The following is a 12,474-nucleotide window of genomic DNA, read 5'->3' as shown; positions in this document are numbered from 1 at the left end:
AGGCTCCGGAGCAAAACGCTAGGATTAATGAGGGTGATGTAGCGCCGCCTAAAGGCTCTGACACCACACTGTCAAGAAACGGGGCGTTTAGAAGAGCGAAAGAGATTGGAGGCATACCGCAAAACACTCAGCCGATAAAAGTGTATCGGGAGCCAATTCGTGATCAGGATCGTCATATCATGGGCCGGGTATACGTGTTCAGCTTGAAAAAAATCACTTCACCAAAATTTATGAGCATTCACTAGGTCACGCACAGGGTAATCATGGGCCACATTTCAACACTAAAAACACAGCTGATGAAATCAAGGTACCTTTGAAAACTGGTGACGACTCACACACATACTTCAAGAGATAGAAAATGAGCACCGTATATATAAACGAAATCGGAGTAAGACCTTGGGAAAGCATACAGCCAACCCAAGACACCCGATTCACCACTACGACATTAATAGACCATGACTTTCAAAGCGTCTGGACGTCATGGTGCAACATAATGGAAAACCTTTCATCAGAATGGCCCATCAAAAGAGAGTGGCGTTCATCAACGACTGCCACCTTCAACTCAAGAACCGAAGAATATCTATTCATAAAAAACGCAACAAAAACACTTCAAGCCGGAGACCTGTGCAAGAAAAACGAAAAAACCAACATTTATTCCACAATCAAAAACCGACCAAGCAACCCAAGAGAGATAGAAAACCTAGCATTTGAAGGTTCCCACGACGTACTTCTGCTAATTCAAAAAAACACTCATGAAATACATGAACTCTGGTCTCAAATGACAATATTTGAAAGTCACATCACACCCGACAACATAAGCACATTCCTAGCGTCGTCGACTGACAACTTGCTATGTAGATTTTACGATTCAGAAACACATGCCGCCGCCCAGTTCATATACCAGGCAACGAAAAAAAATATAGTTATACTAGACACAATAGAAAGCTTATTTAAAAAAATAAACATCAAAGACGTTCACCACTACATAAACAGAACCCAAAAAATATAAATACTGTAAATACAATGCTGATCTTGCTATCCCAACCCAAAAAGCAACACTGCCAGCAAGACCGAAAAAATCCACTATCGAAAAACAAAATGAAAATACGTGTCACCGAAGTCCGCTCTATCAAGAACACTATCCATGTGAACTTCCTCTCATCCGCTGGAAGTGGCACTGGCGCATGGATCGGCATTCAGCCCATAGCGGGCAAGGAATTGGATGTCGAGTTCGATCTGGATGAGCTTTTTTCCTGGGGGGGGGAAAACCTCACAGCATCACCTCGCAAATCACCACATATCGTCATCATCAATGGCGCGACCCATATAACGGCTGAAATGGCCCAAAACACCGACGAAGAATGGGTGGCACTCAAACTAGAGGACTCATTAATCTTCATTGAACTAAGCGAACCAATCACTCAAAAATCGGGTTTTATTGAAATAAGAGTTACCCGTGCAAACCTATATCCAACAAATATCTGAGTACTATAACCTTCACCAACAAGCCCCCCCCCCCCACAGCTTGAACTCACCAAAAAGCGCAATCGGTGGGGCAAGAAATCACCGATTCAAAGTCCGCCCATTCATCCGACTCACCACCCCTCCTTCAACACCCGCAACTCCAGATGCTGCAACAACATAATCGTCTTCCCATCCACAATATCCCCACTCTGCACCATCCCCAGCGCCTGCTCAAACCCCAACTCCAGCACCTCAATATCCTCGCCCTCCTCCTCCAATCCACCACCTGCCCCCACTTGATCGGCCGGTTGATACTTACCGAAAAAGAAGTGAATCCGCTCCGTCACAGACCCCGGGGTCATGAACGCCGCATAGATCTTCTCCATATGGCCGACGCGATACCCCGTCTCTTCCTCCGCCTCCAGGCGAATACGCTCTTCCGGGCTGGCGTTGTCCAGTAAACCGGCGGCGGCTTCGATCAGGTAGCCGTGGTAATCATTGACGAAGGTGGGCATGCGGAACTGGCGGATCAGCAACGGCTGCATGCCCACACTGTCACCCAACAGCAAAATCACCTTTACCGGCGGCAGTACGACTACGACAAATCCGGCAACCTGAACCGCGTCCTCGACACCCGCAAAGGCGAACACCTCTACAGCTACGACCCACTCAATCGCCTCACCCGCGCCGACCATTCCCAGGACCACCAGAAAGGTTTCGTACACGACCCGGCGGGCAATCGCTTGATGATCCAGGGGGACCAGCACTACGACTAGGACGCGTTTGGCCGACGCATCAGCAAAACCGTTGAAGGCGTGACGACGGAGTTCTTCTGGCAAGGCGACAAACTGATCGCCGAACACCACGCGGAGCACCATCGCAGCTACCTCTACGAACCCGACAGCTTCCGCCCATTGGCACTGCTGGAAGGCTTCGGCCCTACAAAAACCAAGTCCTACCACTACCAACTGGACCACCTCGGCACACCCCAGGAACTGACAAACCCCGACGGCGAAATCGTCCGGTCTGCGCAATACCGGGCCTATGGCGAAATCACCCGTCTCGACGTCGGAACAATCGATAATCCGCTGCGTTTTCAGGGCCAATATTTCGACGCAGAAAGCGGGCTGCACTACAACCGGCATCGCTACTACAATCCGGATATTGGGCGTTATCTGACGCCGGACCCGGTGAAGCTGGCGGGTGGATTAATGGGTATCGGTATTTGCCCAATCCTACGGGGTGGGTGGATCCGCTAGGGTTGAATAACTGTCCGGGCACGGGAGGTTGTGAATCTACCGTAAGCCATAACGCCCCTGAAAGAAAGGCAAGCGCTGACGACAGAAGCCCTTCTCTTCCACAGCCGACACGAGCTGAAAGACAAGTTCGAATCACTGAACTAGCAGAAGAAAATGCAAAAAAACGAGTCGAATCTATTCAAAATCAATATGACATGCACACTATCGACAGGCACAGCCCCGAAATTACTGACATTGCATTGAAACAGAGGGCAATCGACGGAACAGATCCAAGCACAGGATTACGTAGGCCGCATGACAGAGGGAATGTAAGCTCTCAATTTTACAGTTGGCGACTGCAACTGAGCGCCTTGAACAAAGCCTTAACTCGCGAGCCACTTGGGTTAGATCCGTTTAATGGGAAAGACCACAACAACAATCCCATACTCAAACTGGAGTTGCCAGGAGCAGGCCGAGGCTACAGACCCAATAGAAAAACCCCACAGGCTCCGCACCTCAATGAAAACCTAAATTGGTTCGAGGTGAAGTTTGATATAGACGATAACACCAGGCCATTCACTGCTTTTCCTGCCGAGAAAAAATAATGTTGAGAGATCCATTTTTAAACGAACCGTTTGACCCCAACCTGAAATGGTTCATTGGAGTATTTGATGTTTACGACCGCGAGCAGAGCCTTGGCAAGGTGTTAGAGAAATACAATCCGAATAAAAAAGTGGACAGAGAGGTCCTCATAAAAAACTACGCGCTGAACTTGAATCACCTTACTTACAGGCATAGATACGTTTTGCTAAAAGCACTGGAAAGCAATCTTAGCGATGAAAGTTACGATTTTCAGAGTCTGTTTGAGATCAGTGAAGAAGATGCTTCTTCATGGCCGAGAGCTGAATGGTATGAACTGGAGAGTCCTAGGGATTTCTTGCTGGATATTTATGTGCTCGCTCAAATCTTGTGGAAAGACGACCTCCAAAAAGCCAGCCAAGAAGACCCATCAACCTGGTAACACCACCAAACCTGTAGTGAGCGAGCTTGCTCGCGCCGGGCCGCGCAGCGGCCCCACCCCAGGCAACGCGTTTTTTTCAGTCGGGTCCGGGTCGTCCGTGTTGGGGCCGCTGCGCAGCCCTGCGCGAGCAAGCTCGCTCACTACAGGGACCGCAACCAACTTACTTGTACTGAGCTGACGCGATTACGCCCGCTGCTCTTGGCTTCGTACAACGCCAGGTCAGCATCACTCAGCCAACTGATCGAATCCGCGTGCGTCGATTGGTACGGCGCCAAGCCGATGCTCAAGCTGGCCCGCAATGTCGGGTCCTGCGCATAGGCCAGCGCGTTGAACCGATCACGCAAGGCGTCCATCACTTCCGTCGCACGGTTGAGGGGCATGCCTGGCAGGATCACGCAGAATTCGTCGCCGCCGTAGCGCCCCGCCAGGTCGGTGGCGCGCAGGTTCTGGCGCAGGACTTTGCTCAGTTGGCGCAGGACGATGTCGCCGGTGACGTGGCCGTAGGTGTCGTTGATGATCTTGAAGTGGTCGATGTCGATCAGCGCAATGGCGGCGCCGGTCTGGCTGCGGCGGCAGCGTTGGAATTCGATTTCCAGCTGGTCTTTCCAGGCGCCGTGGTTGAGCAGGCCGGACAGGCTGTCGGTACGGCTCAGGGCCAGCAGTTCGCGTTTGTGCCGGGCCAGGGTGACGGCCTGGCGGTAGCAGATCCAGCCCAGTGCCAAGGGGTAGAGCATCAGCAGCGGCAAGCAAGCGTAGAGTTGGGCCTGGGTCGTCACGCCGATGAACGCCGGGGCGAATAGCAGCAGCGCTGTGCCGATGCCGAGGCCTTGGGCGGCCCAGCCAGCCAGCATGAAGCGTGCGCCGCCGATGGCGACATTGTTCATGGTCATCATTGACAGGCTGGTCACCGCTGGCAGCGGGTTGAAATGCATGGCACCGACCCAGAATCCGCCGCAAAAGGAGTCGATAAGCAAGTTGCGTCGTTCGCTGCCCAGGGCATGCTCGGCACGTCGCGAGATCAGGAACGCCAGGTGCGGCCAGACGAAGGCGTTTACCAGCATCAGCGCCCATACCCACGGGTGCGGGTCCAGGGGGTACATTGCAAACGCCACGCACACAAACCCGAGCATCAGCCCCAGGGTGCGGGATTTATACAAGCGCGAAGCGAGCGGAAGTCCCTTTCCTCCGACGGCTGCCATGGTGAGGTGCAATCCTGAGGTATTGCTCGGAGTCTAACAGGGTAACAGCAAATCGCCACTACCCCTTATAAACTCGCCGCATTCAGTGGGAAAAGCCCCGCGCCAGCATCAATGCGACGCCCAGCAGCACCACGGCGGTGACCCGTTGCAGCAACACACGCCGCTTGGGGTTTTCGAGGACATGCTTGATGCGCTGCCCGAAGTAGCAATACAGGCAGCCACTGGCAAATTGCAGCAGCAGGAAGGTCAGCCCGAGGATGGCGATGTCCGACGCCGAACTGTGCTCCCCTGCCCCGGCAAACTGTGGGAATACGGCGCTGAACATGATGATCGCCTTGGGGTTGGAAAACCCGGTCAGCAGTCCCTTGCCGAACAGACTGCGGGCACCTTCCACGGCCCCGGCCTTATCCAGCGACACGCCACTGCTGGTCCACTGTTTGTACGCCAGGTACAGGATGTAGGCCACGCCGACCAACTGGATGCCCTGGGTAATCGCCACGTTGCCCTTGATCAGTTCCGAAAAGCCCACGGCAAAGATCAGGATCGAAATCAGGTACGACACGCTGGCGCCAAGCTGCGCCGGGAGTGATCGACGCAGGCCGTCGCGCAGGCCCAGGCTCAACAGCAGCAGGGTCATGGGGCCGGGACTGAAGGTCAGGGTCGCGCAAAACAGCAGGAAGTAGACAAACGAAGAAAGCGTCAATGCGCTGGTCATGGCGGTCAGCCCTGGGGGAGAAGGCTTGCAGTCTAGGCAAGCGGCGTTGCGCAGGGCAGGTAAAGTCAGGCCTAATCCGCCCGGACTTTACCGGTAAAATCACCAGCAAAGATAAGGAAGCTGCATGTTGGTATCCGCCATCGCTTTTGTGCCGGGCACGCCCAAGGTGCAACAGATCGTCGAGACGTTCAGCCAGGCTATCGCGAACGGTGAATGGGCACCGGGCAGCCCGTTGCCGTCGGTGCGCGAGCTGAGCCAGACCCTGGGCGTCAGCAAGTTCACCCTCAATGAAGCGCTCGACCGCCTGCGCGGACGCAACCTGCTGACCTCCCGTCAAGGCCGTGGCTATTTCGTCGCGGTGGACAGCACCCGCCCCGCCTCGTCGACCTGGGTCGAGTTGCTGCCCCAGGACCTACTCAGCGTGCTGCGCCGTCCCCTGGCTACGGTCTATGGCGAACTGCGCCCCGGCGGCGGCCACTTGCCAGAAGCCTGGCTGGACACCGAGGCTATCCGCCAGACCCTGCGCAGCGTGGTGCGTGCACCGGCGTTGCGCATCGCCGGGATGGGCACCCCGGCCGGGCTGTTACCGTTGCGCCAGGCCTTGCAGCAAAAGCTCCACGGTGAAGGCGTGTCGGTGCCGGTGGAGCAAATCATCACCACGCCCAACACTGTGCAAGGCCTGGACATGCTCATGCGCCTGCTCGCACGCCCTGGCGACACGGTGCTGCTGGACGCGCCGTGCTACTTCAACTTCCACGCCAACCTGGCCCTGCATGGGGTCAAGGTGCTGACAATCGAACGGCGCACCGACGGCTTCGACTTCAGCGCCCTCGAACAGCTGCTGGCCGAACATCGCCCCAGCCTGTACCTGACCACCAGCGTGCTGCACAACCCCACCGGCCACTCCTTCAGCCCGAGCCAGGCGTTCCGGCTGTTGCAACTGACCCGGCAGTACCACTGCCATATCGTCGAGGATGATCTCTACGGCGACCTGCATCCCAACCCGCCACCGCGCCTGGCCGCACTGGCCGGGCTGGAGCAGGTCACCTACCTGTCGGGGTTTTCCAAGATCCTCAGCGCCAACGCGCGGGTCAGCTATGTGGTGGCGGCGCCGCAACTGGCGGCCAACCTGACCAATATGAAGTTGATGAGCGGCGGCGTAACGTCCGAACTGTTCGAGCAGGTGGTGTACCGCATGCTCAGCGAAGGCAGTTACGCCAAGCATCGCAAGCGCATGCAACAACGCTTGATCGAGGCCGGTGCGCGGGTCGAGCAATGGCTCAAGCGCTGCGGTTGCGAACTGCCGACGCCGTATGAAGGCGGGATGTTTATCTGGGCGCACCTGCCACCGGGCGTCAACGGCGAACTGCTGGCCCAGGACGCGTTGAAACAGGGCATGGTGCTGGCGCCGGGCACCTTGTTCGGTTACGACCCCACGCGCCGCGACTCGATGCGCTTCAACGTGGCCCACAGCGATGAACCCCAGGCGCAGCAGGTATTCGAGGCCTTGCTGCTCAAGGCTTCACCGGCGCATCAGTGACGGCTCAGCGACGATGGGCCAGTGAGCGCACGCAGCGGTCCCCCAGGCTTTGCACGCCCTGTACCAGCAGCACCAGCACAACCACCGTGACCACCATGATCTGATTGTTGAAGCGCTGATAACCGTAGCGAATCGCCAAGTCCCCCAGCCCGCCGCCGCCGATCACCCCGGCCATCGACGAAAAACCGATCAGCATCACCAGGGTCAACGTCACGCCGGCCACCAGCGCCGGCAAGGCTTCGGGCAATAACACCTTGAAAATCACATGGCGGATGTCACCGCCCATGGCCACGATGGCTTCGATGCGGCCCTTGTCCACTTCGTCCAACGCGGTTTCGACGATGCGTGCAAAAAACGGAAAGGCCCCAATGGTGATCGGCACCACCGCCGCCGTGCTGCCCAAGGTCGTGCCGACGATCAGCCGTGTCAGCGGGATCAACGCAATCAGCATCACCACGAACGGCAACGAGCGCCCGAGGTTGATCACCGCGCCCAGCGCACGATTGAGGCGCGGCAACGGCAGCAGGCCATCGCGACGGCTGATAAACAGCACTACGCCCAGGGGCAGGCCGATCAACAAGGTAAACAACCCGGCCAATAGCACCATGTACAGGGTTTCGCCGGTGGCATTGAGCAGCAATTGCAGGATGTCATTCCAATCGGTCTTCATACCGCCCTCGCCACTTGCAGGCTCGGCGCCAGCGAACGACCAAGGCGCGACGCGGGGTCGGCCTGCAGTTGCAGCAGCGTGCCGCTTTCCACGACGCGGCCATCGGCCAGGGACACTGCGCTGTCGCAGATCGCCTTGACCACCTCCAGTTCATGGGTAATGAGCACGATGGTCACGCCAAGTTGCCGATTGATGTCACGCAGCAACTCAAGGATCGATGCGGTGGTTTCCGGGTCCAGGGCGCTGGTGGCCTCGTCCGACAACAGATACGCCGGGCGCGCCGCCAATGCGCGGGCAATGCCGACGCGCTGTTTCTGCCCGCCGGAGAGCTGCGAAGGAAACGCCTGGGCCTTGTCGCTCAAACCCACCAACGCCAACAACTCGGCGACCCGCGCCGCGCGCTCGGGCTTGGGCACATTGCCGATCTCCAGCGGCACCGCGACGTTATCCGCGACGTTGCGCGAATGCAGCAGGTTGAAGCCCTGGAAGATCATGCCGATGCGCTGGCGTTGCGCACGCAGCGCCTTGCCCGTGAGTTGGGTGAGGTCCTGGCCATCCATCAGGATGCGCCCGGCGCTCGGCCGTTCCAGCAGGTTCAGGCAACGCAGCAAGGTGCTCTTGCCCGCGCCGCTGCGCCCGACGATGCCGAAGATCGAACCGTCGGCAATCTGCAACGACACATTATCCAGCGCCGCCGGCTGGCCGTCGGCGTAGGTTTTGCTGACGCCGTCGACAACGATCATTCGGCCGCCACCGGGATCACCGAACCGGCGTATTTCTCGGTAATGAACTTGGCCACCTGGGGCGAACGCAAGTCCTTGGCCAACTGCTCGATGCGCGGGTCTTTGGCCAGTTTCGGCGTAGTCACCAGGATGTTGGCGTAGGGGTTGCCCTTGGCCGCTTCCAGGCCCAGCGCGTCCTTGGCCGGTTCCAGGCCGGCTTCAAGGGCGAAGTTGCCGTTGATCACCGCCAGGTCCACATCGTCCAGCGCACGGGGGATTTGCGGTGATTCGATCTCCAGGATCTTCAGGTGCTTGGGGTTCTCGGCGATGTCTTTCGGCGTGGCCTGGTCCTTGGCCGCATCGTTGAAACCCGGTTTGAGCTTGATCAGGCCATTGGCTTGCAGCAGGTACAGCGCGCGGCTGAGGTTGGTGACGTTGTTCGGCACGGCGACGGTGCCCTTGTCCGGCACTTGGGCGAAGCTGTTGTGACGCCGCGAATAGATGCCCAACGGCTCGATATGCACAGTGGCCGCGACGCTGAATTTCTGGCCGAGCGCCTGCTCCTGGGAATTGAGGTACGGCAGGTGCTGGAAGTAATTGGCGTCCACATCGCCGTGGGCGAGCAGCTCGTTGGAGTTCACGCCGCTGGGGATCTCGATGATCTTGAGGTTCAGGCCCGGGTCGAGTTTCTGCACATATTCGAGGATCTGCGCATGGGGAATCGGGTCGGCGGCAACACGCAAGGCATCGGCGGCCGACACGCTGAATGAAGCGAGCAACACTGCCAGGGAAAGCGCGGTTTTTTTCAACACGGGGTGATCTCCTGATCAGGCGGACAGTGCTTGGGGCAGCGTGGCATCGGTATAAAAACGTTGGGCGACATCGGGGTGCGAGCGCAGGCGGCCTTTGAGGTAGTTCCAACCGACGTCGCGCAGCAACGGGTTACGCGGGTCGCTTTCGGGGCCATGGGCGTCGCGCAGCAGTTCGGGCGCCAACTGGTACACCGGCACCACCGCGTCCAGTTGCGCGCCGAGGAAAAACGCCAGGGACAAACGCTCGCTGCCCAGCGGCGGCGAGACCACCCGGTGCACGGTGGCACGCAGGTAGCCGTTGCTTGCCAGTTCGAGCAATTCGCCGATGTTCACCACCAGGGTGTCGGGGCGCGGCGACGCGTCGATCCAACGGCCCTCTTCCACTTCCACCTGCAAGCCGGCTTGCTGGTCTTGCAGCAGGAAGCTGAGGAACCCCGAGTCTTTGTGCGCGCCGACGCCTTGGCGACTTTGCTGTGCATGGCGGCCGGGGTAGCGGATCAGCTTGATGTGTTCGTTGGGTTTGTCGCCGTACAGCGCGTCAAAGGCGTTTTCCGGCAGGGACAGGGCCTGGGCGAAGGCACGCAACAGGCGCAAGGCCATCTGGGTCATCGCCTGCTGCCAGCCGAGCACCAGTGGTTTGAGCTCAGGCAACGCCGCCGGCCATTGATTGGGGCCTTGCAGCCGGGCCCAGGCGGCCGGGTGTTGCGCCACGCTCAAGGGCTCGCGCTCGGCACCGACATCGAACTGTTCGCGCAGGTCCGGCTGGCCACGGGTGATCTCCGAGGCGGCGCGGTTGTAGCCGCGAAAATGTGGCGAGTTGAGCATGCCGACGGCGAGTTTGTCGGCCTCGGGCAAGGCAAAAAATGCCCGCGCCTGCTGCTGCACCTCGGCCAGCAGCGCCGCGTCGATGCCATGGCCGGTGAGGTAGAAAAAGCCGATATGCCGCGCGGCAAACCGCAGCTCATCGAGGAACTGCTGACGCTGCTGCGGGCCTGCGTCGAGCTGCGACAAGTCGAGCAACGGCAAGGTGGTGATTGACTGAAGCTGGGACATCGGCGGCTCACTCCATGAACGTCTATGGTGGGAGCAACCAATCTAAATGATCTTAAAAAACCTCAATAAATAACTTTTTAGAATTAGCTTAGGCTGCCCCGCCCTATCGCCTCGATACGGGGTTGGTATGTGCGTTATTGGGGCAAGGGAATCACCCGCAACGGCCGCACCGACTTGTAGGAAAAGCTCGAATAGATCTCTTTGACACACGGCAGCGTCTGCAACACTTCCCGTGCAAATTCGCCAAACGACTCGAGGTCCTTGGCCACCACTTCCAGCAAAAAGTCATAGCGCCCCGAGACGTTATGACACGCGACGATCTCCGGGATCGCCAGCAGCCGCTGCTCGAATGCACGGGCGATTTCCTGGGTATGGCTCTCCATCATGATGCTCACGAACGCCGTCACCCCATAGCCCAGCGCTTTGGGCGAGAGGATCGCCTGGTAGCCGCTGATCACCCCGCTCTCCTCCAGGTTGCGCACCCGCCGCCAGCACGGCGAAGTGGTCAGGGAAACACGCTCGGCCAACTCGGCCACGGTGAGGCGGGCGTTACCTTGCAGCGCGTTTAACAGGGCTTTGTCGGTGCGATCCAGACTCACAGGCATAACGTGCCCCTATTCTTTGTTTTTATCGGTTTTTCATGCCTTGAGGCGGCGTTTTGGCAGCAAACTTTGCAACGTTCATCTGCGGTTATGAGCATAGCATTGTAGGAAATAAGGAGCGCCCGACATGAACAATAAACACAATGCATTCGGCTTTTCGACCCGCGCCATCCACCACGGTTATGACCCCAAGGACCACCACGGCGCACTCGTGCCGCCGATCTACCTGTCCGCCACCTTCGCCTTTCCCACCGCCGAATACGGGGCTGCGTGTTTTGCCGGTGAAGCCAACGGCCACTTCTATACGCGCATTTCCAACCCCACACTGGCGTTGCTCGAAGCGCGCATGGCCACCCTGGAAAACGGCGAGGCCGCCGTGGCGTTCAGTTCCGGCATGGGCGCGATTGCCGCCACGTTCTGGACCCTGCTGCGCCCCGGCGATGAAGTGCTCGTCAGCCAGACCCTGTACGGTTGCACCTTTGCGCTGTTGCACCACGGCATCGGCGAATTCGGCATCAAGGTGCGCCATGTCGACCTCACCGATCTCGCCGCCGTGCGCGCCGCAATCACCCCCGCCACGCGCATGATTTATTGCGAAACCCCGGCCAACCCCACCCTGCAACTGGTGGACATCGCCGCCGTGGCCGCCCTCGCCCATACGCAACCGAATATCACCGTGGTGGTCGATAACACCTATTGCACGCCCTATCTGCAAAGGCCGCTGGAACTGGGCGCGGATGTGGTGGTGCATTCGGCCACCAAGTACCTCAGCGGGCACGGCGACATCACCGCCGGTATCGCCGTAAGCAGCCTCGCCCTGGCGCAACGCATCCGCTTGCAAGGGCTCAAGGACCTGACCGGCGCAGTGATGTCACCACAGGATGCGGCGCTGCTGATGCGTGGCCTCAAGACCCTGGCCCTGCGCATGGACCGTCATTGCGCCAACGCCCAGGCCGTCGCCGAAGCCCTGGACGCCCACCCGGCCGTGCAGTGGGTGACTTACCCAGGGCTGCGATCCTTCCCACAGTACGAGTTGGCGCAGCGCCAGATGAAACTGTCCGGCGGCATGATCGCCTTCGAACTCAAGGGCGGCATCGACAGCGGTCGGCGCTTCATGAATGCACTCAAACTGTTCACCCGTGCGGTCAGCCTGGGCGACGCCGAATCACTGGCCCAGCACCCGGCCAGCATGACCCATTCCACCTACACCCCAGAACAGCGTGCACATCACGGCATCAGCGAGGGCCTGGTGCGTTTATCGGTGGGCCTGGAAGACATCGCCGACCTACTGGCGGATGTGCAGCAGGCCCTGGCCAAATGCACGCGGGCTGCGCCGCGTCATCCGGCAACGGTTGAGCATGCGCTGAAATAAACCGTAGCTCGTTTCCTTAACGGTGGTCGGAAGGGTCCGACTACCGTTATGCGGTTTTAATCTAGA

15 protein-coding genes are annotated in these 12,474 nt (G+C 58.6%); 7 read left to right on the top strand and 8 right to left on the bottom strand.

Features of this window, described 5'->3' with window-relative positions; genetic code table 11:
• Positions 1-358 precede the first annotated feature (358 nt).
• Together AC3ISR_RS11485 and AC3ISR_RS11480 are read left to right on the top strand one after the other, a co-directional pair.
• Positions 359-1,009 carry a hypothetical protein gene (locus tag AC3ISR_RS11485; RefSeq protein ID WP_463984964.1) on the top strand — a complete coding sequence of 217 codons (651 nt, stop codon included), beginning with the start codon at positions 359-361 and terminating at the stop codon, positions 1,007-1,009.
• 89 nt (positions 1,010-1,098) lie between these two features.
• On the top strand, positions 1,099-1,485 hold the full coding sequence (locus AC3ISR_RS11480; RefSeq protein WP_463984963.1) for a hypothetical protein: 387 nt from the start codon (positions 1,099-1,101) through the stop codon (positions 1,483-1,485).
• A 110-nt stretch (positions 1,486-1,595) separates the two neighbouring features.
• Here AC3ISR_RS11480 and AC3ISR_RS11475 read toward each other — a convergent pair whose 3' ends face one another.
• The gene (locus AC3ISR_RS11475; RefSeq protein ID WP_463984962.1) at positions 1,596-2,327 is read right to left on the bottom strand and encodes an NUDIX hydrolase; all 732 of its coding nucleotides are present in this window, start codon (positions 2,325-2,327) and stop codon (positions 1,596-1,598) included.
• On the opposite strand from AC3ISR_RS11475, the gene AC3ISR_RS11470 reads away from it, so the two are divergent.
• Genes AC3ISR_RS11470 through AC3ISR_RS11460 form a run of 3 tightly spaced genes read left to right on the top strand, consistent with a single transcriptional unit; the run spans position 2,280 to position 3,723 of the window.
• Positions 2,280-2,723, top strand: a complete 444-nt coding sequence (locus AC3ISR_RS11470) for an RHS repeat domain-containing protein (protein WP_463984961.1) — start codon at positions 2,280-2,282, stop codon at positions 2,721-2,723. The genes AC3ISR_RS11475 and AC3ISR_RS11470 overlap by 48 nt on opposite strands.
• 2 nt (positions 2,724-2,725) lie before the next feature.
• The gene (locus tag AC3ISR_RS11465; RefSeq protein WP_463984960.1) at positions 2,726-3,307 is read left to right on the top strand and encodes a hypothetical protein; all 582 of its coding nucleotides are present in this window, start codon (positions 2,726-2,728) and stop codon (positions 3,305-3,307) included.
• Positions 3,307-3,723: a hypothetical protein gene (locus AC3ISR_RS11460; protein WP_226457846.1), complete on the top strand. Its 417-nt coding sequence runs from the start codon at positions 3,307-3,309 to the stop codon at positions 3,721-3,723. Before AC3ISR_RS11465 ends, AC3ISR_RS11460 begins: the two co-directional genes overlap by 1 nt.
• 140 nt (positions 3,724-3,863) lie before the next feature.
• On the opposite strand, the gene AC3ISR_RS11455 is transcribed toward AC3ISR_RS11460, so the two are convergent.
• Entirely contained in the window at positions 3,864-4,922 is a 1,059-nt protein-coding gene (locus AC3ISR_RS11455) for a diguanylate cyclase (RefSeq protein ID WP_463984959.1), read from the bottom strand.
• Between the two features lie 82 nt (positions 4,923-5,004).
• Positions 5,005-5,637 carry a LysE family translocator gene (locus AC3ISR_RS11450; RefSeq protein WP_192301151.1) on the bottom strand — a complete coding sequence of 211 codons (633 nt, stop codon included), beginning with the start codon at positions 5,635-5,637 and terminating at the stop codon, positions 5,005-5,007.
• Between the two features lie 124 nt (positions 5,638-5,761).
• Here AC3ISR_RS11450 and AC3ISR_RS11445 point away from each other — a divergent pair, with 124 nt between their 5' ends.
• Positions 5,762-7,177: an aminotransferase-like domain-containing protein gene (locus tag AC3ISR_RS11445; RefSeq protein WP_463984958.1), complete on the top strand. Its 1,416-nt coding sequence runs from the start codon at positions 5,762-5,764 to the stop codon at positions 7,175-7,177.
• Between the two features lie 4 nt (positions 7,178-7,181).
• Here the strand turns inward: AC3ISR_RS11445 and AC3ISR_RS11440 are convergent, their stop codons facing one another.
• The 5 genes from AC3ISR_RS11440 to AC3ISR_RS11420 form a co-directional block, all read right to left on the bottom strand.
• Positions 7,182-7,847 (bottom strand): methionine ABC transporter permease, encoded by a 666-nt coding sequence (locus AC3ISR_RS11440; protein ID WP_192301149.1) that lies wholly within the window; start codon positions 7,845-7,847, stop codon positions 7,182-7,184.
• Positions 7,844-8,590: a methionine ABC transporter ATP-binding protein gene (locus AC3ISR_RS11435; RefSeq protein WP_226457823.1), complete on the bottom strand. Its 747-nt coding sequence runs from the start codon at positions 8,588-8,590 to the stop codon at positions 7,844-7,846. The genes AC3ISR_RS11440 and AC3ISR_RS11435 overlap by 4 nt, the downstream gene beginning before the upstream one ends.
• Positions 8,587-9,381, bottom strand: coding sequence for a MetQ/NlpA family ABC transporter substrate-binding protein (locus AC3ISR_RS11430; RefSeq protein WP_192301147.1), 795 nt, complete (start codon positions 9,379-9,381; stop codon positions 8,587-8,589). The genes AC3ISR_RS11435 and AC3ISR_RS11430 overlap by 4 nt, the downstream gene beginning before the upstream one ends.
• 15 nt (positions 9,382-9,396) lie before the next feature.
• Complete coding sequence (locus AC3ISR_RS11425; protein WP_192301146.1) at positions 9,397-10,434, bottom strand: isopenicillin N synthase family dioxygenase; 1,038 nt, start codon at positions 10,432-10,434, stop codon at positions 9,397-9,399.
• 134 nt (positions 10,435-10,568) lie between these two features.
• On the bottom strand, positions 10,569-11,039 hold the full coding sequence (locus AC3ISR_RS11420) for an Lrp/AsnC family transcriptional regulator (RefSeq protein ID WP_192301145.1): 471 nt from the start codon (positions 11,037-11,039) through the stop codon (positions 10,569-10,571).
• 124 nt (positions 11,040-11,163) lie between these two features.
• Between AC3ISR_RS11420 and AC3ISR_RS11415 the strand changes: the two genes are divergently transcribed.
• Positions 11,164-12,408: a methionine gamma-lyase gene (locus AC3ISR_RS11415; protein WP_463984956.1), complete on the top strand. Its 1,245-nt coding sequence runs from the start codon at positions 11,164-11,166 to the stop codon at positions 12,406-12,408.
• Positions 12,409-12,474 lie beyond the last annotated feature (66 nt).

This window comes from Pseudomonas sp. GL_117, from assembly GCF_057835125.1.
This window is presented reverse-complemented; position numbering and strand designations above follow the sequence as displayed.

Bases quoted from the DNA above. Each gene is read 5' to 3' on its own strand.
- AC3ISR_RS11485 (WP_463984964.1), top strand. From the start codon at position 359: ATGAGCACCGTATATATAAACGAAATCGGAGTAAGACCTTGGGAAAGC.
- AC3ISR_RS11480 (WP_463984963.1), top strand. From the start codon at position 1,099: ATGAAAATACGTGTCACCGAAGTCCGCTCTATCAAGAACACTATCCAT.
- AC3ISR_RS11460 (WP_226457846.1), top strand. From the start codon at position 3,307: ATGTTGAGAGATCCATTTTTAAACGAACCGTTTGACCCCAACCTGAAA.
- AC3ISR_RS11455 (WP_463984959.1), bottom strand. From the start codon at position 4,922: ATGGCAGCCGTCGGAGGAAAGGGACTTCCGCTCGCTTCGCGCTTGTAT.
- AC3ISR_RS11450 (WP_192301151.1), bottom strand. From the start codon at position 5,637: ATGACCAGCGCATTGACGCTTTCTTCGTTTGTCTACTTCCTGCTGTTT.
- AC3ISR_RS11445 (WP_463984958.1), top strand. From the start codon at position 5,762: ATGTTGGTATCCGCCATCGCTTTTGTGCCGGGCACGCCCAAGGTGCAA.
- AC3ISR_RS11440 (WP_192301149.1), bottom strand. From the start codon at position 7,847: ATGAAGACCGATTGGAATGACATCCTGCAATTGCTGCTCAATGCCACC.
- AC3ISR_RS11435 (WP_226457823.1), bottom strand. From the start codon at position 8,590: ATGATCGTTGTCGACGGCGTCAGCAAAACCTACGCCGACGGCCAGCCG.
- AC3ISR_RS11425 (WP_192301146.1), bottom strand. From the start codon at position 10,434: ATGTCCCAGCTTCAGTCAATCACCACCTTGCCGTTGCTCGACTTGTCG.
- AC3ISR_RS11420 (WP_192301145.1), bottom strand. From the start codon at position 11,039: ATGCCTGTGAGTCTGGATCGCACCGACAAAGCCCTGTTAAACGCGCTG.
- AC3ISR_RS11415 (WP_463984956.1), top strand. From the start codon at position 11,164: ATGAACAATAAACACAATGCATTCGGCTTTTCGACCCGCGCCATCCAC.